Origin of the sequence: Kribbella sp. CA-247076, assembly GCF_050942445.1 — a bacterium.
Taxonomy (GTDB): Bacteria; Actinomycetota; Actinomycetes; order Propionibacteriales; family Kribbellaceae; genus Kribbella.
In genome coordinates this window covers 683424-707925 of record NZ_CP192051.1, presented here as the reverse complement: position 1 = coordinate 707925, position 24502 = coordinate 683424, and the positions used below count along the sequence as shown (strand labels likewise).

The window sequence follows — 24502 nt, the reverse complement described above, 5'->3', positions numbered from 1 at the left end:
CCATGGCGACTCCACCGACCACTCCGACCCCGTCGAGCGCACCCGCGGCCGCCGTCGCCGTGGCGTCCCCGGGTCCTTCGCAGCAGCCGGCCTCGACGAAGCCGTCCACCTTCAGCCTGCGCCGGTTGCCGTTCCTGTTCTTCCTGACGCTGGCGACCTTCGCGTTCTGCTATCCGCTGGTCTGGCTCGTCTCCGCCTCACTGAAACCGCGGTCGCAGGTGTTCGACAACCGGCTCATCCCGGAGGTCTTCCAGCCGGAGAACTACGTCCGCATCTGGGACACGGCTCCGGTCATGCGCTGGCTGACCAACTCGCTGACCGTCGGCTTCATGGCCGCCGCGGCGGTCACGTTGTCGAGTGCCCTGGTCGCCTTCGGCTTCGCCTACTTCCGCTTCCGCGGGCGGAACCTGCTGTTCGGCGTACTGCTGTCGACGATGATGCTGCCGGGCGCGGTGACGATGATCCCGGTGTACCTGATCTGGAACCAGCTCGGCATGATCGACACCCAGATCCCGCTCTGGGCGCAGAACCTGTTCGGCTCGGCGTTCTACGTTTTCCTGCTGCGGCAGTTCTTCCTCGGCATCCCACGGGAGCTGTTCGAGGCGGCCCGGGTGGACGGCTGCGGGTACTTCGGCATGTTCCGGCGGGTCGCGTTCCCGCTCTGCAAGCCGGCCCTGGTGATCGTGTTCGTCTTCGAGTTCAAGGCGAGCTGGTCGGACCTGATGAAACCCCTGATCTACCTGCAGACCCCGGAGTACTTCACGATGCCGCGCGGCCTGAAGCAGATCATCGACGCCTTCGCCCTCTCGGGCCACTACGAGTGGGAGCTCGCGGTGGCCGCCAGCGTGATCGCCGTGGTGCCGATGATCATCCTGTTCGCCTTCGGCCAGCGGTACATCCTCGACGGCGTGGCGACGACCGCGCAGAAGGGCTGAGCGTGCCTTCCCCTGACCTGCCGCCCGTGCTCGCGCTGGACGTCGGCGGCACCAAGCTCGCGGCCGGCGTCGTCGCCGCGGACGGGACCGTACGGTCGTTCTGCCAGATCGAGACCGCCGTCGACGAGGGGCCGGCGGCCGTCGTCAAACGCCTGCTCGAGCTCGGCGAGCAGGCGCTCACCGAGTCCGGCGCGGAGCCGGTGGCGGTGGGCGTCGGCTGTGGTGGACCGCTGGATCCACGGACCGGTGTGATCCTCGGCCCGCCTGGCCTGCCGGGGTGGGACAACGTTCCGCTCGGCAGTCTGGTGGCCGACCGGTTCGGCCTGCCGACCTCGGTGGAGAACGATGCGACCGCGGCCGCCCTCGGCGAGTACCGCTGGGGTGACTGGGGCGTACAGAGCCTGGTGTACCTCACCGTCTCGACCGGGTTCGGCGGCGGTGTCGTTGCCGATGGCAAGCTGTTCCGCGGTGCGGCCCTTCAGGGCGGCGAGCTCGGGCACGTGGTGGTCGACTGGCAGGGACGACAGTGCGGCTGCGGTGCCCGCGGCTGCGCTGAGGCCTACGTCTCGGGTACGTCGATCGCCCGCCGAGCAGCCGAGGTCGTCGCGACCCGGCCGGACTCACGGCTCGCCGAGTTGCCGGTGATCACCGCCAAGGAGGTCGTCGAGCAGGCACAGGCCGGTGACGTGGTTGCCCGTGAGGTCTGGGACGAGACGACCGCGATGCTCGGCCGGATGGTCGCCGTACTGATCAACGTGTGCGAGCCGGAGCTCGTCGTGCTGGGTGGTGGCGTGACCAGGTCCGGTGACCAGTTGCTGGTGCCGGTGCGCGAGGGCGCGTTGCGGCAGGCGATGCCGCCGGCGGCCGCAGCGTGCGACGTGGTCCTCAGCAGGCACGGCGATGCGGTCGGGGTGCTGGGTGCCGCGGCGATCGCCTTCGATCGTTTGGACGTCTCATGACCGACCTCTTTGTGGACGGCCTGCTGGACGGGCAACTGGAGCGGCATGCCGAGGTGACCGCGGCGATGCGTGAACAGTTGCCCCAGGTGCAGGCCGTCGCCGACGAACTGATCCGGCGGCTCGCCGCCGGCGGGGTGCTGTACACGTACGGCAACGGCGGGTCGGCCGCCGACGCCCAGCACCTGGCCGGCGAGCTGATCGGCCGCTACCTGCGCGAACGGCGCCCGCTCCCCGCGGTCGCGCTCATCGGCGACGCCTCGGTGGTCAGCTGCATCGCGAACGACTACTCGTACGACGACGTGTTCGCGCGGCAGGTGACCGCGCTGGCCCGTCCACAGGACATGGTGGTGGGTTTCAGCACGTCAGGTACTTCGCCTACGGTGGTGAAAGGGCTCGCAGCGGCGCGGGCCAACGGCGCCTGCTCGGTCGCCTTCACCTCGACCCGGGGCAAGGACCTCGCGGCCGCGGCCGACCTGGCAGTCGTCGTACCGGCCGAGGAGACGGCCCGGATCCAGGAGATGCACGTCCTCGCCCTGCACCTGGTCAGCGAACTCGTCGACCGCTGGGCATCATCGACAGAGGAGACTTCGTGAGTCGCGGTCCACTGCACATGATCGGTAATGCTCACATCGATGCGGTGTGGCTCTGGCAGTGGCAGGAGGGATACCAGGAGGTCCGGGCAACGTTCCGGTCGGCGCTCGACCGGATGGACGAGTATCCGGACTACGTCTTCACCGCGGACTCGGTCGCCTACTTCACCTGGATCGCCGAGCACGATCCCGGCCTGTTCGAGCGGATCCGCAAGCGGGTCGCCGAGGGCCGGTTCGAGATCGTCGGCGGCTGGTGGGTCGAGCCGGACTGCAACATCCCCGGCGGTGAGGCGTTCGTCCGGCACGCGCTGTACTCGCAGCGCTGGCTCGCCGAGCACCTGCGCGTGATCGCGACCGTCGGCTGCAACGTCGACCCGTTCGGCCACAACGCGACGCTGCCCCAGCTGCTCAGCAAGGCCCGGCTCGACTCGTACGCGTTCCTCCGGCCGCAGGCCCACGAGCGGGAGCTGCCCGGCCAGAAGTTCTGGTGGGAGTCGGCGGACGGCTCGCGCGTGCTCGCGTACCGCATCCCGCACGAGTACTGCTCGCCCCGCGGCGAGATCTCCGGCCACGTCACCAAGGCGCTGCAGCAGTTGCCGGTGACAACGGAGCCGTTGATGGTGTTCTACGGCGTCGGCAACCACGGCGGCGGCCCGACGATCGAGAACATCGAGTCGATCCAGCAGCTCGCCCGGCGCGACCTGTTCCCTGAGATGTTTCCCTCCACAATGCGCCGGTTCTTCGACGAGGCACGCACCTTCGACGGCATCCCGGTGCACCCGACCGAGCTGCAGCCGCACGCGATCGGCTGCTACGCCGCACACTCCGGCGTGAAGCGGCAGAACCGGCTGGCCGAGCAGGCGCTGCTCGCGGCGGAGAAGTGGACGACGATCGCGGCCGTGGTCAGCGGCACGCCGGACGCCACCGTCGAGCTCGGGCACGCCTGGAAGCAGGTGCTGTTCAACCAGTTCCACGACATCGCGGCCGGCACCGCGATCGAGCCGGCGTACGAGGACGCCCGCGACCAGCTCGGTGAGGCGAAGTCGATCGCGGCCCGGCTGGCGAACCGGTCGATCCAGTCGATCGCGCGGCAGATCGACATCCCGGCCGAGACGGCGATGGTTCCGGTCGCCGTGTTCAACCCGCACGCGTGGCCGGTGACCGCCACAGTCGAGCTCGAGCTCGGGTACCCGGCGCCGCTGCGAGGGGCGATCGCGTTGTCCGAAGGGCTCGACGGTCCGCTGCTCGACGTCCAGGAGATCCGGTCGGCCGCGACCGCCAACGGGCGCCGGCGCGTCGCCTTCACGGCGAAGGTGCCGCCGCTGGGATATCAGCTCTACACGATGCGTCCGGGTGACGCGTCGTCGTACCACCTGGGTGAGCCCACGGGTGACCTGGTCCTGGACAACGGCGTCGTGCGGGCCGAGATCGACCCGAAGACGGGTTGGCTGCGGACGCTTGGGCTGGCCGACGGGCCGAACCTGGCGGCCTCCGGGGTCGCCCACGCCCAGGTGATCGACGACGACACCGACACCTGGAGCCACGGCGTACGGTCGCTGTGGAACACGTCCGGCGCCTTCGAGGTGACCCGGGTCCGCCGGCTCGCGGACGGGCCGGTGCGCCAGCTGGTCCGGGTCGAATCGGCGTACGGCGAGTCGAAGCTGATCGAGGAGTTCGTGCTCGACGCGGAGTCGGACGCGGTCGAGGTCCGGGTCACGGTCGACTGGCGGGAGCAGCTGAAGGCGCTCAAGCTGTGCTTCCCGTTCGCGGTGAAGAAGTCGGTGGCGACCCACGAGATCCCGTACGGCCACCTGGTCCGCGAGCAGAACCGCGAGGAGGTGCCGTCGCACGCGTGGGTGGACATCTCGGGCACCGGCGGCGGCGTCGCGGTGCTGAACGACGGGAAGTATTCGTTCGCGGTCGACGGCTCGAAGGCCGGCAAGCCGGTGCTCGCGATGACCGTCGTACGCTCGCCGGTCTACGCGTGGCACGATCCGCGCCGCCTCGACGACGACGGCGTCTACGAGTACCTCGACCAGGGCATCCAGCGGTTCACCTATCGGCTGCAGCCGCACGGCGGCGACTGGCGTACGGCGGGCGTCGTCCGCCGAGCCTCGGAGCTGAACCAGCCGGTGACGCCCCTGATCGAGTGCTTCCACGACGGGCCGCTGCCGGTCTCGCAGTCGTACCTGACGATGAGCGGGTCGGACGACGTCATCTTCTCGGTGCTCAAGCGCGGCGAGGACGACAACGGCACTGTGGTCCTGCGCGGCTACGAAACGAGCGGACGTGCGGCCTCGGTCCGGGTCGAGCTGCCGTTCCTGGGCCGCTCGTTCGAGACGGCGTTCGGGCCGCACGAGGTGAAGACCTTGCAGCTGCCGGCGTCCGCGGACGTGGCGCCGGTCGAGGTCGACCTGCTCGAGTGGGACCCGGCGAAGCCGCCGCCACTGGGTCAGTGACGTGCGGATCCTGCTCGACGAGTCCGGCTGGCAGGTCCGAGGGTTTCTCGGTGACGAGTGGCGACACCATCGCGTGTGGGGCCCGCTGCGTGAGCCCGATGCCTGGATGCCGGCGCGGGTCCCGGGCAGCGTCGTCGACGATCTGTGGCGTGCGGGCGCCGTACCGGATCCGTACGTCGGCCTGAACACGCGGGCGATCGAATGGGTCTCGGATCGGCACTGGGCGTATCGGCACGAGTTCACGCTGGATCCGCCCGCGACCGGTCAACGGGCGTGGCTGTGTCTGGACGGGGTCGATCACAGCGGGATCGTGTTCCTGGACGGTCAGGAGCTGGGGCGGGTCGACGGCATGTTCGTCCACGGACGCTTCGAGGTGACCTCGCTGCTGACCGGGTCGCGGGATCACGTCCTGGTGGTGGTCGTCGAGCCGGCTCCGGTGAGTGAACCGCAGGTCGGGTTCACCCCGAAGGTGCGCGTGCACAAGGCGCGGATGACGTACGGCTGGGACTTCTGCCCGCGGCTGGTGCATCAAGGCATCTGGCAGTCCGTGTACGTCGAGGTCACCGGGCCGGCGCGGATCACCGACGTGTCCGTGTCCGTGGGCATCGACTTGGCTGTGGACGCCGACTTGGCTGTGGACACCGACAGCGCTGTGGTGACCGTCGGCGTGGGTCTCGACGCCGACGCGTCGGTGTCGCTGACACTGACGGCTGCCGACGGCGAGGTAGTTGCTACCGGCAATCGTTCGCTGGTGGTTCCCGATCCACGGTTGTGGTGGCCGAACGGATCCGGCGACCCGTATCTCTATCGGCTCTCCGTCGTCGCCCAGGTCGACGGAGTGGTGAGCGATCGTCGGGAGCTGGACGTCGGGCTGCGGACGCTGGGTTTCCATCGGGCCGACGGTGCTGCATCCGACGCGGCGCCGTACGGCATCTCGGTCAACGGGCGGCGGATCTTCGCCAAAGGATGGAACTGGGTGCCGATCGACCTCAGCTACGGCGTACCCCGGCCGGAGCGGCTCGCCGACCTGCTGGACCTCGCGGTCGCCGCGGGCGTGAACCTGCTGCGGGTGTGGGGCGGCGGGTTGATCGAGACACCCGAGTTCTACGCCGAGTGCGATCGGCGCGGGCTGCTGGTGTGGCAGGAGTTCTCGCAGTCGAGCTCGGGGATCGAGTCGACGCCGGCCGCCGACGAGGAGTTCGTCGCGATGATGCGGGCCCAGGCGGAGGAGATCGTGCCGCGGTTGCGCCATCACCCCTCGCTGGCGATCTGGGGTGGTGGCAACGAGTTGCAGGCCGGCGAAGGTGAGCCGCTCGACGATCGCACGCCGGTGCTCGCGGCTCTCGCGGACGTCGTACGGCGGCTGGACCCCGGGCGGCTGTGGTTGTCCACATCGCCGACCGGCCCGGCGTTCCTCAACCGGCTCGACCTGATCCGGCAGGCGCCTGACGACCAGCACGACGTACACGGCCCGTGGGAGCATCAGGGTCTGCGTGACCACTACGCGTTGTACGACGCGGGGACGGCTCACCTGCTGAGCGAGTTCGGCGTCGAGGGGATGACGATGCCGCGGACGCTGGCGCACGTCGTACCCGAACCCGACCGTCGCCTGCCGACGCGCGGCCGGCCGGTGTGGGACCACCTCGGCCGCTGGTGGAACAACGAGTCGCTCGTCCAGGCCTGCTTCGGCAACCGCATCGAGGACCTCGACACTCTCGGCCTGGCGAGCCAGTTCCTGCAGCGCGACGGGCTCGCGTACGCCGTCGAGGCGCATCGCCGGCGCTGGCCACGCTGTGTCGGGACACTGCCGTGGCAGTTCAACGAGCCCTATCCGAACGCCTGGTGCACCTCGGTGATCACGCACGCGGGCGAGCCGAAACCGGCGTACTTCGGCGTCGCGGCGGCGTACCGTCCGGTGCTCGTCGGTGCAGTGTGCACGCGCCAGAGCTGGGCCGGCCATCCCGAGGTGACCCTACCGCTGTGGGCACTGGCCGAGCACTGGTCAGGCCCAGCGACAATCACGGCGCGCCTGATCAGCTGGCACGGCGAGGAGCTGGCCGTGATCATCGTGAAGGACGTCAAGATTGGGCCTGAGGCAACAATGCTCGGGCCGCTACGAGCCCCGACGCCGCCCGGGCCTTTCGTGGTCGACGTACATCTGCAGGCCGGGGAAGTGCACGCCGAACGGCGCTACGTCCTCACCGGAGATCACCACCTCGGAAGCCTCCTGGGTCCCCGCACGAGCGCCGGTGCCGACCTGGCGCACCTTCCGGGCGAACTGCCTGGAATCGAGGTTGTGATGCACGGGGATTCGTTAGTCGTCCGGCATCGGGACGGCCCGGTCGCGCCGTTCGTCCGGATCCGCGACGGCCGCCCATCCGACGCCCCCGGTTGGCTCATCCTCTCCGACAGCGGCTTCGTCCTCCTCCCCGGCGAAGAACGCACCATCGAGCTCCAGTGGTCCGGCGCCGGCCTGGTGGTGGTCGACGGCCTGAACCTCCACCCCGTCGAATGGCTGATCCCATGCAGGTGAACGTCGCCTACGTGTCCCTGTACAGGATCGAACAAGATCGACGCTGGCTCGAGCTCGCCCGGCTAGCCGCCGACTGGACGCGCACCTTCCGCTACAGGTACGACGTGAGCTCCTCCACGTAGACCATCCTCGGCGCCTACAACTCCCGCACCCGAGGTGCCGACACCGCCAGCCCGTCCAACCAGCACCTGCACACACACCTACGGCCGGATCTGCACCACCGAACCGGCAACCCTCTCCACCTGGACCGGCGACCAGTGCTACGTGCTCGCGGCCACATATCTCCGCTTCGCTCGCCAGCTCATCGCTCGCCACGACGGCGACTTCAACGCCCGCCGAGGCCATGCTCACCGAACGCTTTTGCCAAACCCACTGCTTCGGCCCACCCAGCGCCCTCCTCACCCTCTCCCACACCTGGCCCCTAGGCCAACTCCTCCTCGCCACCGAGAAGGCCCTGACGCTCCCATCCATCAACTGGTGACGACGGCTCGCAGGTCTAGCCAGCGGCGCCCTTCGACTTCCAGGCCACAAGATCCAGCAGTCGCACATGACTGAGCTGGCCGGGTCTCCCGGTGGCTGCGTCGAGCTGGGTGAACGCGGCTCCCTGACTGCGGATGTCCTGCCCTATGGCCGCAGTCATCGCGGTCATGTAGTCGGCCCACGACCGATTGCGTGCGGACGGGACTGGGCCGCCATCACCGACGTAGCAGGCGCGTACCCACCGATCATGTAGCACAAGGGCGTGAGGCGCCTTCCGGTGCAGGATCTTCGACAAGGTGGTCCCCGCAACACCCCACGGCTTCGTCTCCGGATCGTCCAGCAAGCCGTACAGAGGCTCGACCATCCTGGAGATCTGCTGCTGATCTTCGATCTCCGCGAGCGGGCGCCGCAGGTCCGGATTCGCCAGCCCGTGCTCGAGCCTGTCTCGGATCCGCCGCAGTCCATAGAACGCCCGGATCGACAGCCCCACATTCAGAAGCACTGGGGCGAGCAGATCCGCATCACTGAGTCGCGCCGGTAGATTGTTCTCCCAATCGAACTCGTCGTACGCCGGATAGGCGTATGGCCTGGGCCCGGCCGCGTTCCGGTCGGCGTCGGTGTAGTCGCGCACCCACTCAACGGCGGACTGCAGCGGGATCTTGAGGCGCCCGACTCGCACCATCGCCGGCTTCGCAGTCACAGTTCACCCCGCAGCTTCTCTAAGGCGAGGAACAGGAGTTCCTTGGCGAGCTCAAGCGTTCTGTCGTCAGAAACACGACACTCGACTCCGTACCGTTGGTGGGAAACGACCTTGACGCCGTCGACCTTGGTCCCAGCCGGGAGGTTGGCGCCGACGAGGCGGAACGAGACGCGCCCGTTCCAGTGCGCATAAGCAGCCGCCGGGGTCGGCTCCTCGATCTCCGTGTCATGGATGCGGAAGTATGCACCGACCGGCTGTTGCGGATCTCGCGTGCCGCCAACCACGGCCACTGCACCTTCGACGTCGGTCCACCGGGCAAGCTCGCCCAGAACGAATGCGTGCTTGCCGGCGCGCTCTCGCAGTACCTGCTGCAGATCGACACCTGCGGTGGGCACCACGTCAGCTTCGGCGTCCTCAGCCTCCGGCTCGGCCGCCAACTCGGGTGGCACATCGACCGAGACCGCGTGGAGCTCCGCCCACCGGCCAAGCTGGCGGTCCCAGACGTCGATGTTGGCGCGGTCGTATCGCTGCCAGCCCTGCCCTGACGCCGCTCCGAGCCGAGCGTGTTCCTCGGTCGTCACCACGCAGGCAACGCCATGCGTGTCGAGGAACGTCTCCAACTCGGTGACGGTCCAGTCCTGTGCCCGCAGGCGGTCGATCATCCATTTACGTGGCCAGACATGTTCATGGTTGATCTTCGCGACGTCCTCGCCACGAACTCCACGACTCACGTACCGAACGTTGTACTTCGGATAGGGAGTGATCCCGGGAGCCTCGGTCCACTTCCATAATCCGATCGACAACAACTCCCGCTGGTGCCTGCTGTCGACACCCTTCATGCTCAGGATCTGCCCAATCAAGGCCAGAGCACTAGCCCGCAGCTCCAGGCCTCGATCCTGCGGCACATACGGGGCTCGAAAGTCGACAAGGCGGTTCGTCGCAGGCAATTCAGCGTCCTTCCTCTGACGGTCAAGCCCTACATCGTGCAAAGATGAGCAGGCATTACAAAACGACGCGGGCGGTGTTGTCATGACTTCATCCAGCTTCGTGGGCAATCTCCGGCGGTTCGACAGCCACGAGCGCGGGCTCCTCCTGCAGTGGGTTGCAGGGGAGCCGTTTCGTGTCGGGGGTGCGCTGCGCTCCGCAATTTCTCGTGCCGTTGGGATTGAACCACCGGCGGATGCTTTCGTCGCGATGGACTACACGCTGGATTGGCTGTACGCCGCGGTCCAAGCGACTCTTGCTGAAGACGACAGCCTTCCCCAGCCCTGGCCGTCGAAGGGAGAGTTGGCGGCATCACCGGAGGATGTGGACCTCATCGTCGCATGGGAAGGCCCGGATGGCTGTGCGCACCTGATCCTGATCGAAGCCAAGGGCTTCACCGGGTGGAGCAACACGCAACTGAAGAGAAAGGTCATGCGTCTCGACTCAATCTTCGCTGGAGAACTTCGGAACCGATTCGACGTCCATCTCTTTCTCGCAGGTCCACAGCCAAGTGCTGGGTTGAAGATCACAGACTGGCCCGAGTGGACCCGTCCCGACGGGCGCACACGGTTCCTAGCCATTGACGACCCTGGCTTGCGGTACGCCGTACAACGCTGCGATGGCGACGGGCGGCCCACCAGCCGCCACTGGACACATTGGAAGGCCGTGCCGCGTCGATGGCAGACGGCGCAGGCTGCCGACGACACTATGGCCGACGACGCTGCTCCGACCTCGAGGCGCCGGACATGCTCGCGCTGCGGAGGACTGGCCGACTGGCTTGTCGTCGCCCGCTATAACCTGTCGACACAGACTGGGCGACTGCTTATTTACTGTGATCGCTGCAAGCAGGACGTGGCGAACCGACTCGGCGCGGTACTCCCTCTCTCGCTCCTTGACGACGACCCGAACACGGTCCTCAGCCTTCTGTACAAGCACAAGGCAACAGCAAGCGCACCAGAGAGCGCTGCTGGTGTGATCGGAGTAGCGTTCGGGCCCTGGGTCGAGGTGGCAAGGCGTGAGATCGGCTGATGAGTGCTGTGAAGTTCTCCTGCTGGAGCGCTATTAACCGCATTCGCGCCACGGGCGGGCGTGTTTGTGGACTATTTCGGCGATGAGTTTCAGGCGGGAGCGGCAGGTTGTAGTGAGGGATTCGGTGGGGGTGGGGGTTTCCAGAGCCGGGGTCCAGAGGGCTCGGCCGGCGAGGGTGCCGGAGGCGCCGCCCCGGCAGGCGAGCTCTACGGCGCGGGGGAAGTCGTCGCGGGCCACGCCGTTGGAGAGCACGACCCACGGACCGTGCAGGGTGGCGGTGAGTTGCTCGCAGGTCTTGATGATCTGATCGGGGTCGCCGAGGCCGCGGCTCGGGACCTGGGCCTTGTAGAGGTCGGGGCGGACCTGGCCGAGGACCTCGGCGGCCTCGACGATCGCGGCATCGAGGTCCTCACCGGCCGCCGGCTGCGCGACCGGCTCCAGCACGGACAGCAGTCCGGCGTCGGCGCAGCGCCGTACGAACTCGGCGGCCATCTCCACGCGGCGCTGCTGCTGGTCGTCGCGCTTCCAGATGACCAGGAGCTTGAGCGCGACCGCACCGGCCTCACGTGCGGCGTCCGGGTCGACGGACTCGTCCAAGTGGGTGTCCGTGACCGGTCCGCCGCGCTCCTGTGTGAGCGCGTCGGCGGCGAGGATCCACCCGGGCCGGGGCGGAGCGTCGTACCCCTTGTCGATCAGGAAGCCGGAGGCCAGCGGGGCAAGGTGTTCGGCGACGGCGGCCTTGAAGGCGGTGATCGCCTCCGGATCGTCGGGCCGTCCGTGGTCGGCGAGCATCGTGCGCAGACTCTCGCGCTGGTCCATCGCGACCATGGCGAACGTCCCGTCGGGGTAGGCGAGGGCATCGAGTGTCGGGCTCACGACACCACCTTATGGAATCGATGCCAGAACGCGCCATCCCACGTCTCGGCAAGCTGTGGAGAAACCTGGATCGGCGTTGCCGGCAACGGCTCCATGGGCGAGCCGGTCACCACCTCGGCCGCCATCAGCGCGGCTCCTTCGGCCGCGGTCGCCTCCCCCCGCAGTACGGCGAACCCCCGCCCGCCGGACGCGAGCGCCTTCCGCCGCATCCACCCCTCGAGCCGCACGGGACCACCGAACGCCACCGTGCTCCGCCACGGAATCCCGAGCAGCCGCGTCTGCTCCTCAGCCATCCACCGCGCGTGGAAGCTCAACGCGTCCACGAGCGCCCGCAGCTCCTCAGCCGGGTCGTCCGCCGACCGCTGGGCGTCGTACGTCGACCGCGGATCGGGCTTCGGCGCCTGACGCCCTTGTGGATAAGGCGCGACGAACTGCTCGCTCGGCGGCCGATCCTCCGCCAGTACGCCGTTCAGCCACGGGTAGTCGCGGTCGAGCGCAGCCAACCGCTGCTCCACCAGGCCGCCCGCCGCACCGTGACCCGAGATCGCGCAGCCGTAGCGCCCATCGACGTACCAGCCGGTGCTGATGCCCTGTTGCCGCAGTACGTCGTCCAGCACGAGCTCACGACTCGGAGTGATGACGGCCTCCGCCGTACCGAGGGAGTCGGCCACCTGGCCGGGCTCACGTACGCCCGCGGCCCAGGCGCCGACCAGGTGGTCGTGGCCGCACAGGACCACCGGCACACCGGCCGGTGTGGTCGCGGCGACGGTCATCAGGTCGAGTACGGGCGGTAGGCGGTCCAGGCCGCCGTACTCGAGCAGCTCGGGGTCGCACTGCCTGGTGCGGAGGTCCAGCACGCCCAGACGCTGCGCATGGGTGAGGTGCATCGCGTACGTGCCGGTCAGCGCGGCTAGGACCAGGTCGGGCGCGCCGGCCCAGAGGTGGGTGCGCGGCAGGACCCCGGTGTCTCGGAGCCAGCGCCAGGTGATCACCGGCAGCTTGGGGCTGAGCCGGAGACCGGTGCGGGCGTACAGCTCCTCTGGGCCGACTTCAGCCCGTAACGCCTCGGCCTGCTCCACCCCGGGCTGGTCACGCCACGTGATGAGCTTCGTCAGCGGCCGGAGCTCCCGGTCGAGCGGTACGCCGGTCTCGGCCATCGCGGAGATCCCGATGCCGTCGACGTCGTACCCGTCCGCCAGCTCGCCGACCAGTCGCCGTACGGCGTCCTGCAGCTCCGTAGCGTCATCCGGCGTACGGACGGACCGGACGACCACGTCCTGCCCGGTGCGGCCGGGCGGAACTCGGCACACCTTCAGATTCGTCGTACCGACGTCGACGCCTAGCCAGGTCACCTGCTTGACCCTAGTGCGTTACTGGAACGATGCAGGCGCGGACGGCTGTCACCGGGGCACTCGACCGGTGAATGCGATAGCGTCCGGTGGTCCCCGAAGAAGGAAAGTCATGGGTGAGCTGAGCAAGATCGTCGTCGTCGTGCCGACCTACAACGAGCGGGAGAACCTGCCCGTGCTGGCCGGGCTGCTGTCCGACCTGAACCTCCCGGGCCTGCAGATGCTCGTGGTCGACGACAACTCCCCCGACGGCACCGGCGACGTCGCCGACGAGCTGGCGAAGAAGTCGCCGGAGACCGTCGGCGTACTGCACCGGACCGAGAAGAACGGCCTCGGGCGGGCGTACATCGCCGGGATCAGCCGCGCGCTGGACGAAGGCGCCGACATCGTGATCCAGATGGACGCCGACCTGTCCCACCCGGCCTCGGTGATCCCGATCATGGTCGAGAAGCTGCGGACCACGGACGTCGGCGTCGTGATCGGCTCGCGGTACGTCGAGGGCGGCTCCGCGGCCGCCGAATGGGGCTGGCACCGCCGGGCGCTGTCCGCGTGGGCCAACTTCTACGTGAACGCGATCCTGCGGCTGCACGTCAAGGACGCCACCGCCGGGTTCAAGGCGTGGAAGGCGGACACGCTGCGCTGGATCGACGTCACCACGATCGAGAGCAACGGGTACTCGTTCCAGGTCGAGATGAACTACCGCACGGTCCGGCGCGGCCTGCGCATCGCCGAGGTCCCGATCCGCTTCGAGGAGCGGACGGCGGGAGCATCGAAGATGAGCCTCAAGGTCCAGCTCGAGTCCGCCCTGATGCCCTGGAAACTCCTCTTCCGCCGCTCCTGACCTACCCGTACCCCAGCTCGTGGAGCCGGGCGTCGTCGATGCCGAAGTGGTGCGCGATCTCGTGCACCACAGTGATGTTCACCTCGTCGACGACGTCCTCGACGGTGTCACAGATCGCCAGCGTCGGGTTCCGGTAGATCGTGATCCGGTCGGGCAGGACGCCGCCGTAGTAGTGCCCGCGCTCGGTCAGCGGAATGCCCTCGTAGATCCCGAGCAACTGTGGATCGCTCGCCGGCGGCTCGTCCTCCACGAAGATCGCCACGTTGTCGATCAACGCCGCCAACTCCGCCGGCACCTCGTCCAGCGCCTCCGAAACCAGCACCTCGAAGTCCGCCCGACTCATCTCGATCACGCAGCCAGGGTAGTAACCCACCTCCAGCCGGCCGACCCTTCCGTCTGCTGGGGCGGCGTACGACCCACCTCCGCGCGGCCCCACCGGCCTCCACGCGCACCCGCCGGCCCCTCGCCCGGAACTCGTTTTGGACCCAGCGCCAGACTCCTCTATGCTTACGGCTGTCCCTGGAGCTTCGGCTCCCGCGGGTCCGAGTCCCCATCGTCTAGTGGCCTAGGACGCTGCCCTTTCAAGGCGGTAACGCGGGTTCGAATCCCGTTGGGGATACGGTCGAAAGGCCGGTGTCAGAACCACCTCGAAGATGCTGTAGGATCATCGAGAAATCTGGCCCAGTGGCGCAGTTGGTTAGCGTGCCGCCCTGTCACGGCGGAGGTCGCGGGTTCGAGTCCCGTCTGGGTCGCCAGGAGAAGGCGGCGGTGTCAAACACCGCCGCCCTTTTTCTCCCGGTCAGGTAGCTCAGCTGGTAGAGCGTCCGCCTGAAAAGCGGAAGGTCGGCGGTTCGAGACCGCCCCTGACCACACCAACCCTCTCCGGTGTCCGGGGAGGGATTCTCTTTTCATGTACCGTTCGACGGTGCTTGCGTACCCCGACCCTCGGCTGGCGATGGTCTTGCTGATTGGTTGCCTTCGCACCCTGTTTGGGGAGTGGCGGTGAGCAGAGCCATGTGGTCGGGCGGGCCATCAGTGCGCGGGGCGGCGTAGCCTTCAGGGATGCGGCTGCGGTTTGGAGGGCGGGGGTCTGACTCGTTGTGGGTGGACAGCGTGTGGACCTGTACTAGTGAGCAGGTTGTTGAGATGACGTCTGTGGCGGGGGTGCGTTGGGGGCTGGTGTTCTGGGAGCAGGACGGGCAGGCGTACGCCGCGATCACCGGGCCTGCGACGCGGACCAGTACGGCGCCTGTGCCGGAGGGCGCGAGCTTTACGGGTATCGATTTCGCCCTGGGTACGTCGTTGCGGGCCGTGCCGACGCCGGCGCTTGTCGACGGCGGGATCGAGCTTCCCGACGCCACGCGCCGGACGTTCCGGCTGGACGGCGCGCGGTGGGCGGTGCCTGGCTCCGACGACGCCGAGGCCCTGGTCGAGCGTCTCGTCCGGGCCGGGATCGTGGTCCGTGACCCGCTCGTCGCCGACGTACTGCGGGGGCACCGCCCGGACGTCTCGGGGCGCACGGTCGAACGCCGGTTCCGCGCCGCGACCGGACTGACGCGGGGCGCGGTCCGGCAGATCGAACGGGCCCGCACGGCAGCGGAACTGCTGGCGACCGGCGCCGCGGCCGCCGACGTCGTTGCCAAGCTCGACTACTTCGACGAGCCGCATCTGGCACGAGCTCTGCGCGCGTACGTCGGCCGCACCGTCAGGCAACTGCGCGAGGGCACCGGCGGCGCGATCGGCCTCGACCTGGGCGAGGGCACCGGCGGCGCGACCGGGCACGACCTGGCCGAGGGCACCGGCGGCGCGACCGGGCACGACCTGACCGACGGCACCGGCGGCGCGACCGGGCACGACCTGCGTGAGGGCGCCGGCGGCGCGACCGGGCGCGACCGGGCCGAGGGGGCCGAGGGCACCGGCGGCGCGATTGGGCTCGAGCTGGAGCGCGGCAGTCCGCGGGCCGACGGCGCGACGGTCAGCGCTTGACGTCGTAGACCAGTTTCAGGATTCCGTTCGGGTAGGCCTCCGACTCCCGCAGCGTCAGCATGTGCTTGTCCCGGTCCGCCCGGCCGAACAGGCTCTTCCCGGCACCGAGCAGCACGGGGAACACCAGCAGGTTGTACTGGTCGATCAGTCCTGCGTCCGACAGCCGCCGGGCCAGCTCCGCGCTCCCGTGGATGAAGATCGCACCGCCTTCGCCCTCCTTGAGCGCGGCGACGTCCTCGGTCGTGCGCAGGATGGTCGTCGGCCCCCACCCCTCGACGAGCGCGTCGTCGGGCAGCGTGGACGACACCACGTACTTGGGCATCTCCTTGTAGCTGGCGTGGTCCTCCGAGGTGGGCCAGACCGGCGAGAACGCCTCGTAGCTGCGGCGGCCGAACATCAGCGCCGTGGTGTCGGCGAGCTCTTCGCTCTTCAGCGACCAGGCTTCCGGGACGAACTCGAGGTCCTTGAACACCCACCCTCCGCTGCGGTGCTCCTCCGTCGGCCCGCCGCCGGGCGAGTCCACGACGCCGTCCAGCGACATGAAACCGGTGTACACCAGGTCACGCATTGTGTTGTCTCCTCATGCTCGGAAGAGTTGCTGGGCCCACGCTAGATCGCGGGCGAGTCGGCCGTCTTGGACAGAAACGACAACGGCACCAAGTGGTCAGTCGCTGAGGATGGCCAGTTGTTGGGTCGTTCGGGTGATGGCTACGTAGTGGTCGACCGGGGTGAAGGTCTGGGGGTTGACCAGGATGACGAGGTCGAACTCGAGGCCCTTCGTGAGCTCCGGTGGCAGTGAGCGGACGCGCGGGCTGTCCGGGTACGTCGGATCGCCGATGACGCAGGCGATTCCGTCCGGGTTGTCGGCGATCCAGTTGTCGACAATCGACGACAGCTCGGACGTCGAGCCGTGGTGGACAGGGAGTCCGCTGCTGCGGATCGACACCGGGACGTTGGCGTCGGGGAGTACGGCGCGGATGACGGGCTCCGCCTCCGCCATGACCTCCTCGGGCGTGCGGTAGTTGATGGTCAACGAGGCCAGGTTGACCCGGTCGAGCCCGACGCGTTCGAGTCGTTCCGACCAGGTCTCGGTGAAGCCGTGGCGGGCCTGGGCGCGGTCGCCGACGATGGTGAAGCTGCGGGACGGGCAGCGCAGCAACAGCATCTGCCATTCCGCGTCGGTCAACTCCTGCGCCTCGTCCACGACGATATGAGCGAACGGGCCGGCCAGCAGGTCCGGGTCCGCGGTCGGCAGGGCGTCGGAGTCGACCAGCGCGTCGTGGAAGTCCTCGACCCGGAGCATCGTCACCAGGCCGCCGGCGTACTCGTCGTCACCGGCTTCGATCAGATTGTCGACAACCTGCCCCATCCGCTCTCGCTCGGTCGCCGCGACCGCCTGCTGCCGGCGCTTCCGCCGCGACGCCTCGGGGTCACCGAGCCGCTGCCGGGCCGCGTCCAGGAGCGGCAGGTCGGACACCGTCCAGGCCTCCGGATCCTCGCGCTGCAGCCTCCTGATCTCATCGCGGGAGAGCCAAGGCGCGCACAGCCGCAGGTACGCCGGGACCGTCCACAGGTCGCCGACGAGGTCGGTCGGCTCGATCAGCGGCCAGGCCTTGCTGAAGACATCGGTCAGTTCCTCGTTCTGCACAAGGGATCTGCGCAACATCTCGTCCGAGACGTCGTCGTCCTCGTACTCCTCCGCGTGCTTGTCCATCAGGATCGTCAACAGTTCTTCCCACACCAGGTCGCGCGCCTCGTTGTGCGGCGTACCGGCGTCGACCGAGCCGAACGCCTCGGCCCAGTCGGCCGCGCTGAGCCAGACCTCGGACCAGTGCGTCTCGACCACCATCGGCTTGGTCGGCGGCTCCTCGTACAGCCGGACGGCCGGCTCGATCGCCCCGACCATGGCGGCGGTCGACTTCAGCCGAGCCACCTCCGGATCGGTCTCCGGCTGCGCCGCAGCGCCCTCCGGCAGCAGGTCCCGCAACGTGCAGGTCTGCACGCCCTCCTCACCCAGGCTCGGGAGTACGTCGGACACGTACGCCAAATAGGGCTGGTGCGGACCCACGAACAGTACGCCGCCACGCCGGCGACCGAGCCGTGGATCGGAGTACAAGAGGTACGCCGTCCGGTGCAGAGCGACCACGGTCTTCCCCGTGCCCGGACCGCCATCGACGACGAGCGCCCCGCGCGATCCAGCCCGGATGATCGCGTCCTGGTCGGCCTGGATGGTGCCGAGTACGTCGCGCATCCGGTCGGAGCGGTTGCTGCCGAGGCTCGCGATGAACGCGGACTGGTCGTCGAGCGACGCGGCGTACCCTTCGAGGCCGTCCGGGGTGAACACCTCGTCCCAGTAGTCGCTGATCCGGCCGCGGGTCCACCGGTACCGCCGCCGGCTCGCGAGGCCCATCGGGTTGGCGTGGGTCGCGCCGAAGAACGGCTCGGCGGCCGGCGAACGCCAGTCGATCAGGAGCCGGCGGCCGCTGCTGTCGGTGAGGCCGAGGCGGCCGACGTACACGGCCTCGTGGTCGTCCTCACTGACCATGTGGCCGAGGCACAGGTCGAGACCGAAGCGCTTCAGCGCCCGCAGCCGGGAGGTCAACCGGTGGACTTCCAGGTCGCGGTCGAGCGCAGCCTGGCCGGTGCCGCCAGGCGCCTTGCGGGTCGCGTCGAGCCGGTCGGTCAGCTCGGCGATCGTCTGCTCGAGGCTCTCCGCGATCGCCGCGAAGTGCTTCTCGTCACCGGCGATCAGCGCCGGATCGGCCTTGGCGGCGAGGTTCTCGGGAAGGTTGAACGCACTCGAGATCATCGGCATTCAGTGACTCTCAATCCATCGATGTGCTCTACGGCCGACGATTGTGCGCCACCACCTGGGCCTTGCGGCAAGTCCCCCCATACGCTATAAGTTAGACATGGCAAGGAGATACTCCTTGCCATTTCTTTTGCCCGAACCCCTGCCCGGAAGAGGCCCACGGCAACAATCGGCCGTCCGGGGGCACCGGGCGGCCGACTGCGAATCCCGTCAGGGACAGAAGGCCTCGTCGAGGAAGCCGTCGATGTAGTCGTCGCTGTCACCGTCGAAGTTGGGCGTCAGCGCGACCGAGGCCTGGCGCCGGGCGTCCGGCGTGACGAACGACCACGAGTGGTAGGCGAGAGCGTCGCCGTCGTTGCCGTACACGCGCAGGCCGCAGGACAGGTCCCGCCAGGTCAGGCCGAGGCCGTAGTCGCCGCCGGGGACGCCCGGCTTCTTCATCTCGGCGAGCAGGTGCGGCCGAAGCAGGCGCCCGGTGAGGAGCGCGCTCATGAAGCGGTTGAGGTCGGCGGTGGTCGAGATCAGTTCGCCGCCGGCGCCGAAGAGCGACGGGTTCAGCTCGGTGAAGTCGACGAAGTTCTCACCGGTCCGGTCCGCGGGAACGTAACCGCGCGGATGCGGGCCGCGGATCCGCGGAGACGTCCCCGGCATCTCGGTGCCGCGCAGGTGGAGCGGCTTGATCAGGCGCCGCTCGATCTCGTCGGCGTACGTCTCGCCGGTGATCTTCTCGATGATCTCGCCGAGCAGGATGTAGTTCGTGTTCGAGTAGTCGAAGACCTTGCCCGGGGTTTCGTGGACCGGCGGCTGGGCGACGGCGCGCTGGATGAATTCGTCAGCCGTCCAGGTCCGCCACCGATTGGCGAAGAATTCCGGCGACGGCGGCATCGGCAGAGTCTTCTTGTAGTCGGCCAAACCGCTGGTGTGGTTGAGCAGATGGCGCACGGTGATGTTCTCGCCGTTCGGTACGACGCCCGGCAGCCACTTCTCCACCGGGTCGTCCAGCCGGAGTTCGCCCGCCCCGACGAGTTGCAGTACGACGGTGGCGACGAACGTCTTGGTAATACTCCCGGCCCGGAACCTGCCGTCGACCGGGACGGGCCGCGTCGTCTCCCGCTCGGCGACCCCGCTGGTCCCGCGCCACCGGGAATGCCCGGTGCGCACCTCCGCCAACGCGCCCACCGCACTGCCGGCGACGACCCCGTCCAACTGCTTCTGCAACCCGGACGGATCCCGCCCGGCAACAGCCGTCGCCGGCGCCGCGATCACCGCGCCCACCGTCGTCACTGCAACCAACACCCGAAGCACTCGCTTCATCCCCAGCCTCCTGTCGAGTCAGAAGGCCAGCCTTCCGAACGAACCCCGCCAAGAGATCGGGGATCGCCCTCCGCCCACCCGGAAAACCCTGTAGGGGAAGCGAAAGGGGTCACGCCGCGGCGGTGGCCTCGGCCAGTTGTTCGGAGGTGGGCTGGAGCTGAGGAGACGCGAGCGTGAGGATCACGTTGGCCACCGCGAAGAGCGCGGCGACCAGTAGGCCGCGTTCGTAGCCGGCAACCAGGGCGTGCTCCTGCGTGGCGCCGCGGGTGAGCTCGTGCGTGGTGTGCGTGATGGAGAGCGTGGTGACGATCGCCAGCCCGAGTGCACCGCCCACCTGGTACATCGCGTTGACCACACCGGACGCCGCACCAGCTTCAGCAGGCTGCACCTCGGACACCGCAGTGATCTGACCGGGTACGCCGACGCCGAGGATTCCGAAGCCGAACACGACCAACCCCGGCAGCAACTCGGCCGTGTAGCTTCCGGTCGCGTCAGCCTGCGACAGCAGGAGAAGCCCGGTCACACTCAACACAGCACCCGCGAGCTGGACCGTACGAGTGCCGACCCGCTGCACCAGCTGCGAAGCCAGCACCGCCCCGACGATCGCCGCACCACCCATCGGCAGGAAGTGCACACCCGCCTCGAGCGCACTGTCCCCACGCACCTGCTGCAGGTAGATCGCAGTCAAGAAGAACATCGACAGGAACGCAGCACCGTTCAGTGCCAGCGCTCCACTCGAAACACTCAACGCACGCGATCGGAACAGCCGCAACGGCACCAGCGGAGCCGCAGACCGCCGCTCCACCAGGACGAACGCAGCCAACAGCACCACTCCGGCCACCAGTACGCCGACCACCTCGGCGGATCCCCATCCGGAGGGCTCCGACCGCACCACGCCGTACACCACTGCCATCAGCCCGGCCGTCGCGAGCACAGCGCCCAGAGTGTCGAACGTACGACGATCAGCCGCGTGCCGTACGTCGCGAACGAACACCGGGATCACTGCGACCAGCGCAAGCACGATCGGCACGTTGACGAAGAAGATCCACTGCCAACTGAGTGAATCGACCAGTACGCCGCCGAGCACCACGCCGAGCGTGCCACCGAGGCCCGCGAGTCCACCCCACACGCCCATCGCGATGTTGCGCTCCCGCCCGTGCGCGAACGTCATCGTGAGGATCGCCAGCGCCGCCGGCGACAGCAGCGCACCACCGAGACCCTGGACGGCGCGCGCACCGATCAGGAACTCCGGTGAGTTGGACAGCCCGGCCACCAGCGAGGTGACACCGAACAGCAGCAGCCCGGCCACGAACACCCGGCGGGCCCCGAGCAGGTCGGCCATCCGGCCGCCGAGCAACAGGAAGCCGCCGAAGAGCAGGGTGTAGGCGTTGATCACCCACTGCAGGGAGTCGGCGGAGAAGTTCAGGTCGGCCTGGATGTCCGGCAGCGCGACGTTCACGATCGTCACGTCCAGCACCACGATGAACTGCGCGAGGGCCAGCACCGCCAGGGTGGCCCAGGGACTACGTCGCATGATGACCTCACGAAGAGTCTACGTTGTATGTATACGCTGTATGCGTACAAGGTAGACGCTAGGTCTACGGTGTAAACTTGTCAACGTGATCAGCAGAGAAACCGCCCGCCGCCTGGATCCGGGCAAGGTCGTCGACAGCGCGCTCGCGATCGCCGACGAGGAGGGCCCGGCCGCTGTCACGCTGCGAAGGCTGGCCGGTCTCCACGAGGTCACGCCGATGGCGCTGTACCGGCACTTCAAGGACAAGGACGACCTGCTCGCCGCGCTCGGCGACCGGTTGCTGGCGGACGTCGTCCTGCCCGAGCCCACCGACGAGCCGTGGGATCGCCAACTGCACCAGGTGCTGACGGCGTTCGTCACCGCCCTGCGCGGGCATCCGCGACTGGCCGACCTCACGCTGATGCGCATCCTGGTGGCCGAGCCGGGCCTGGAGATGGCCGAGCGGACGATGGAGCTGCTGACCGAGGGCGGGTTCTCGGTCGACGATGCGGCCGAGGTCGGGCGGCAGTCGATCTGCTCGCTGATCGTCCTGGTGACGAACGACCCGATCGCCCGGGAGGCCAGCGACCCAGTCACCCGCGATGATTCACTGCGCCGCAAGCGCGCGTCCCTGGCCGCGCTGCCGCCGCGGAAGTACCCGCTGATCACGGCCGCCGCGGACACACTGGTCTGCCCGGCCTCGACCGAGCAGTACTACGCCCTCGGCATCGACCTCGTGGTCGCCGGCATCCGCGGCGTACTGAAAGAGGAGAAGTAGTTGGCACTCAGCGTCCTGACGTACCTGGAGCAGCACAGCCCGGACGACATCGTCCCCGCGCGGGAGCAGCCGATCGAGATCAGACGGGTCGAGGAGGTGTCACCGGAGTTCGCCCGCTACCTCTACACCGCGGTCGGCGGCCACTGGCACTGGATCGGCAAGCTCGGCTGGAACTGGGACCAGTGGGTCGACTGGCTGAGTCGCCCCGGCTTCGAGACCTACGTGCCCTGGGTCGGCGGCGTTCCGGCCGGGTACGTCGCTCTGCGCGGTGTCGGCAGCGAGGTCGAGATCGAGAACTTCGGGCTGCTCAAGTCGTTCATCGGTCGCGGCATCGGCGGGCACCTGCTGACCGTCGGCCTGCGGAACGCGTGGACCCTGGACCAGCGGCACGACAGCGTCGACCCGGTCACCCGGGTCTGGGTGAACACGAACACGCTCGACGGGCCGGCCGCGCTGGCGAACTACCAGGCCCGGGGACTCAAGCCCTACCAGACGGTCGAGGAGGAACGTCCCGACGCCGACGGCCCGGCGCCCGGTCCGTGGCCCGGCTGGTCCGGCCCGCCCGGCGTGGTGCGCGAGGTCCCGCCCGGCTGATCGGGCTACGCTCCGAAGCGGAGTGACTACCGATGCAGCCTGGAGGTTTGGCGATGGCGGGGAAGTTCGAGTTGTACAAGGACAAGTCGGGCGAGTTCCGGTTCCGGCTGAAGGCCGGCAACGGTGAAGTGATCGCGACCAGCAGCGAGAGCTACGAGACCAAGGCCGGCGCACTGAACGGGATCGACTCGATCAAGCGGAACGCCGCGGAGGCGAACGTCGACGACCAGACGGACTGAAAAGCCCATAGAACAAGGGGGTCTCGCCGTGACCGGCGAGACCCCCTGCTGCTTAGAGACCGTCTTCGAACACGATCGGCCGGACCTCGACCCCGAGGCCCTCGATGGCCGCGTCGGGGATCATCGCGGCCAGCTCGTGCGCCCGCTCCGCCGACGCCACGTCGATCACGTAGAAGCCGCCGAGGAACTCCTTCGCCTCCACGAACGGCCCGTCGGTCACCGCCGGTACGCCGTCGCGGACCCGGACCACCGCGGACTCGGCCGGCTGTCCCAGGGCGAGCGTGCTGTGGAACTCCCCCGAGGCCTTGATGGTGTCCAGGAACTTCTGGTGCCCGGCGCCGATCGCCTGCTGCTCGTCCTCGGTCAGCGCGGCCAGCACGTCGGGGTTGATGTTCAGAACCAACAGGTACTTCACGGTGTGTCTCCTCTGTCCGCGGCCCCCGGCCGGGAGCCTCTCGCCCATGAGTACGGAGCCGGCGCCGCCATCTTGACATCACGTCCGGCCAGATAGCGTCAGCCGCATGACGGCATTGAGTCTCACAGACGTGCAGGCCGCCGCCGGCCGGATCGCCGGGGTCGCGCACCGGACGCCGGTGCTGACGTCGCGGACCCTGGACGAGCGGGTCGGCGCGCACGTCTTCCTCAAGGCGGAGAACCTGCAGCGGATCGGCGCCTTCAAGTTCCGCGGTGCCTACAACGCGGTCAGCCGGCTCTCCCCCGACCAGCTCCGGTACGGCGTCGCGGCGTACTCGTCCGGGAATCACGCGCAGGCCGTGGCCCTGGCCGCGCGGATCGCGGGGACGAAGGCCGTCATCCTGATGCCGGCCGACGCGCCGCCGACGAAGGTCGCGGCCACCCGCGGGTACAGCGCGGAGGTCGTCACGTACGACCGCTACGCGCAGGACCGGGCCGCGTTGGCGGAGGAGCTGGCGACCGAACGGGGGCTGACCCTAATCCCGCCGTACGAGCACTCCGACGTGATGGCCGGGCAGGGGACGGTCGCGCTGGAGCTGATCGAGGAGACCGGGCCGCTGGACGCGCTGCTCGTCCCGATCGGCGGCGGCGGACTGATGGCCGGCTGCGCGACCGCCGCGACCGCCTTGTCGCCCGGGATCCGGATGATCGGCGTCGAGCCGGCCGCCGGCGACGACCACGCGCGCTCGCTGGCCAAGGGCGAGCGGGTGGAGATCGCCGTACCGCGGACGATCGCGGACGGGCAGGCGATCTCGACGCCGGGTGAGCTGACCTTCGCGGTCAACCGGCGGCTCGTGGACAGTGTCGAACTGGTGTCGGACGACGAGATCCTGGCGGCGATGACGTTCGCGTTCGAGCGGCTGAAGATCGTCCTCGAGCCGAGCGGGGCGAGCGCGCTGGCGGCGCTGCTGGCCGGCCGGATCCCGTCGCTCCCGGACCGTGTCGGCGTCGTGCTCTCCGGCGGGAACGTCGGCCTCGACCGCTTCCTCGAGCTCCTCGGAGATCGCTGAATTCGCAATGACCTGAGGGTGCCCTGAGGAGGCCCCGAGTACGCACT

At 68.7% G+C, this 24502-nt stretch carries 22 protein-coding genes and 3 tRNA genes; 15 read left to right on the top strand and 10 right to left on the bottom strand.

From position 1 onward, the window contains the following. Window positions 1–2 precede the first annotated feature (2 nt). The 5 genes from ACQPYZ_RS03425 to ACQPYZ_RS03405 are packed head-to-tail and all read left to right on the top strand — an operon-like array spanning window position 3 to window position 7476. Window positions 3–935, top strand: coding sequence for a carbohydrate ABC transporter permease (locus ACQPYZ_RS03425; RefSeq protein ID WP_433165095.1), 933 nt, complete (start codon window positions 3–5; stop codon window positions 933–935). Between the two features lie 2 nt (window positions 936–937). Beyond that, complete coding sequence (locus ACQPYZ_RS03420; protein WP_433165093.1) at window positions 938–1894, top strand: ROK family protein; 957 nt, start codon at window positions 938–940, stop codon at window positions 1892–1894. Then, the gene (locus ACQPYZ_RS03415; RefSeq protein ID WP_433165091.1) at window positions 1891–2487 is read left to right on the top strand and encodes a D-sedoheptulose-7-phosphate isomerase; all 597 of its coding nucleotides are present in this window, start codon (window positions 1891–1893) and stop codon (window positions 2485–2487) included. Before ACQPYZ_RS03420 ends, ACQPYZ_RS03415 begins: the two co-directional genes overlap by 4 nt. Continuing rightward, window positions 2484–4943 carry an alpha-mannosidase gene (locus ACQPYZ_RS03410; RefSeq protein WP_433165089.1) on the top strand — a complete coding sequence of 820 codons (2460 nt, stop codon included), beginning with the start codon at window positions 2484–2486 and terminating at the stop codon, window positions 4941–4943. Before ACQPYZ_RS03415 ends, ACQPYZ_RS03410 begins: the two co-directional genes overlap by 4 nt. Window position 4944: 1 nt before the next feature. Then, entirely contained in the window at window positions 4945–7476 is a 2532-nt protein-coding gene (locus ACQPYZ_RS03405; protein WP_433165087.1) for a glycoside hydrolase family 2 protein, read from the top strand. A 496-nt stretch (window positions 7477–7972) separates the two neighbouring features. Here the strand turns inward: ACQPYZ_RS03405 and ACQPYZ_RS03400 are convergent, their stop codons facing one another. Further along, on the bottom strand, window positions 7973–8656 hold the full coding sequence (locus tag ACQPYZ_RS03400) for a DUF6308 family protein (RefSeq protein ID WP_433165086.1): 684 nt from the start codon (window positions 8654–8656) through the stop codon (window positions 7973–7975). Beyond that, window positions 8653–9687, bottom strand: a complete 1035-nt coding sequence (locus ACQPYZ_RS03395; RefSeq protein WP_433165084.1) for a hypothetical protein — start codon at window positions 9685–9687, stop codon at window positions 8653–8655. Before ACQPYZ_RS03395 ends, ACQPYZ_RS03400 begins: the two co-directional genes overlap by 4 nt. Between ACQPYZ_RS03395 and ACQPYZ_RS03390 the strand changes: the two genes are divergently transcribed. Next, window positions 9686–10669, top strand: coding sequence for a hypothetical protein (locus ACQPYZ_RS03390; protein ID WP_433165083.1), 984 nt, complete (start codon window positions 9686–9688; stop codon window positions 10667–10669). The two genes, ACQPYZ_RS03395 and ACQPYZ_RS03390, sit on opposite strands and share 2 nt — an antisense overlap. A 33-nt stretch (window positions 10670–10702) precedes the next feature. On the opposite strand, the gene ACQPYZ_RS03385 is transcribed toward ACQPYZ_RS03390, so the two are convergent. Both ACQPYZ_RS03385 and ACQPYZ_RS03380 read right to left on the bottom strand, forming a co-directional pair. Beyond that, the gene (locus ACQPYZ_RS03385; protein WP_433165081.1) at window positions 10703–11545 is read right to left on the bottom strand and encodes an aldolase; all 843 of its coding nucleotides are present in this window, start codon (window positions 11543–11545) and stop codon (window positions 10703–10705) included. Beyond that, window positions 11542–12897: an FGGY-family carbohydrate kinase gene (locus tag ACQPYZ_RS03380; RefSeq protein WP_433165079.1), complete on the bottom strand. Its 1356-nt coding sequence runs from the start codon at window positions 12895–12897 to the stop codon at window positions 11542–11544. Before ACQPYZ_RS03380 ends, ACQPYZ_RS03385 begins: the two co-directional genes overlap by 4 nt. 109 nt (window positions 12898–13006) lie before the next feature. On the opposite strand from ACQPYZ_RS03380, the gene ACQPYZ_RS03375 reads away from it, so the two are divergent. Beyond that, the gene (locus ACQPYZ_RS03375; RefSeq protein ID WP_433165077.1) at window positions 13007–13735 is read left to right on the top strand and encodes a polyprenol monophosphomannose synthase; all 729 of its coding nucleotides are present in this window, start codon (window positions 13007–13009) and stop codon (window positions 13733–13735) included. 1 nt (window position 13736) lies between these two features. On the opposite strand, the gene ACQPYZ_RS03370 is transcribed toward ACQPYZ_RS03375, so the two are convergent. Further along, the gene (locus tag ACQPYZ_RS03370; protein WP_433165075.1) at window positions 13737–14087 is read right to left on the bottom strand and encodes a metallopeptidase family protein; all 351 of its coding nucleotides are present in this window, start codon (window positions 14085–14087) and stop codon (window positions 13737–13739) included. Between the two features lie 194 nt (window positions 14088–14281). Here ACQPYZ_RS03370 and ACQPYZ_RS03365 point away from each other — a divergent pair. From ACQPYZ_RS03365 to ACQPYZ_RS03350, 4 genes are all read left to right on the top strand, one after another. Further along, window positions 14282–14354 (top strand) — tRNA-Glu (locus ACQPYZ_RS03365). Window positions 14355–14413: 59 nt separating this feature from the next. Further along, window positions 14414–14490 (top strand) — tRNA-Asp (locus ACQPYZ_RS03360). 42 nt (window positions 14491–14532) lie between these two features. Next, window positions 14533–14605 (top strand) — tRNA-Phe (locus ACQPYZ_RS03355). A 276-nt stretch (window positions 14606–14881) separates the two neighbouring features. Continuing rightward, a complete protein-coding gene (locus ACQPYZ_RS03350; protein ID WP_433165073.1) occupies window positions 14882–15721 on the top strand; it encodes a helix-turn-helix domain-containing protein in 840 nt (279 codons plus the stop codon). Here the strand turns inward: ACQPYZ_RS03350 and ACQPYZ_RS03345 are convergent. From ACQPYZ_RS03345 to ACQPYZ_RS03330, 4 genes are all read right to left on the bottom strand, one after another. Then, window positions 15711–16289 (bottom strand): dihydrofolate reductase family protein, encoded by a 579-nt coding sequence (locus ACQPYZ_RS03345; RefSeq protein ID WP_433165072.1) that lies wholly within the window; start codon window positions 16287–16289, stop codon window positions 15711–15713. The two genes, ACQPYZ_RS03350 and ACQPYZ_RS03345, sit on opposite strands and share 11 nt — an antisense overlap. 96 nt (window positions 16290–16385) lie before the next feature. Beyond that, the gene (gene helR, locus ACQPYZ_RS03340; protein WP_433165070.1) at window positions 16386–18536 is read right to left on the bottom strand and encodes an RNA polymerase recycling motor ATPase HelR; all 2151 of its coding nucleotides are present in this window, start codon (window positions 18534–18536) and stop codon (window positions 16386–16388) included. 207 nt (window positions 18537–18743) lie between these two features. Then, on the bottom strand, window positions 18744–19847 hold the full coding sequence (locus ACQPYZ_RS03335) for a serine hydrolase domain-containing protein (protein ID WP_433165068.1): 1104 nt from the start codon (window positions 19845–19847) through the stop codon (window positions 18744–18746). 109 nt (window positions 19848–19956) lie between these two features. Continuing rightward, window positions 19957–21381: an MFS transporter gene (locus tag ACQPYZ_RS03330; RefSeq protein ID WP_433165066.1), complete on the bottom strand. Its 1425-nt coding sequence runs from the start codon at window positions 21379–21381 to the stop codon at window positions 19957–19959. Between the two features lie 85 nt (window positions 21382–21466). On the opposite strand from ACQPYZ_RS03330, the gene ACQPYZ_RS03325 reads away from it, so the two are divergent. From ACQPYZ_RS03325 to ACQPYZ_RS03315, 3 genes are read left to right on the top strand one after another with little or no spacing between them, the layout of a single operon-like run. Beyond that, the gene (locus ACQPYZ_RS03325) at window positions 21467–22138 is read left to right on the top strand and encodes a TetR/AcrR family transcriptional regulator (protein ID WP_433165064.1); all 672 of its coding nucleotides are present in this window, start codon (window positions 21467–21469) and stop codon (window positions 22136–22138) included. After that, window positions 22139–22732, top strand: a complete 594-nt coding sequence (locus tag ACQPYZ_RS03320; protein ID WP_433165062.1) for a GNAT family N-acetyltransferase — start codon at window positions 22139–22141, stop codon at window positions 22730–22732. It abuts the gene before it with no gap. 53 nt (window positions 22733–22785) lie between these two features. Continuing rightward, window positions 22786–22971, top strand: a complete 186-nt coding sequence (locus tag ACQPYZ_RS03315; protein WP_141857507.1) for a YegP family protein — start codon at window positions 22786–22788, stop codon at window positions 22969–22971. A gap of 52 nt (window positions 22972–23023) precedes the next feature. Here ACQPYZ_RS03315 and ACQPYZ_RS03310 read toward each other — a convergent pair whose 3' ends face one another. Further along, window positions 23024–23386, bottom strand: a complete 363-nt coding sequence (locus tag ACQPYZ_RS03310) for a YciI family protein (protein ID WP_433165060.1) — start codon at window positions 23384–23386, stop codon at window positions 23024–23026. Window positions 23387–23492: 106 nt separating this feature from the next. Between ACQPYZ_RS03310 and ACQPYZ_RS03305 the strand changes: the two genes are divergently transcribed. After that, entirely contained in the window at window positions 23493–24455 is a 963-nt protein-coding gene (locus tag ACQPYZ_RS03305) for a pyridoxal-phosphate dependent enzyme (protein WP_433165058.1), read from the top strand. Window positions 24456–24502: the final 47 nt, after the last annotated feature.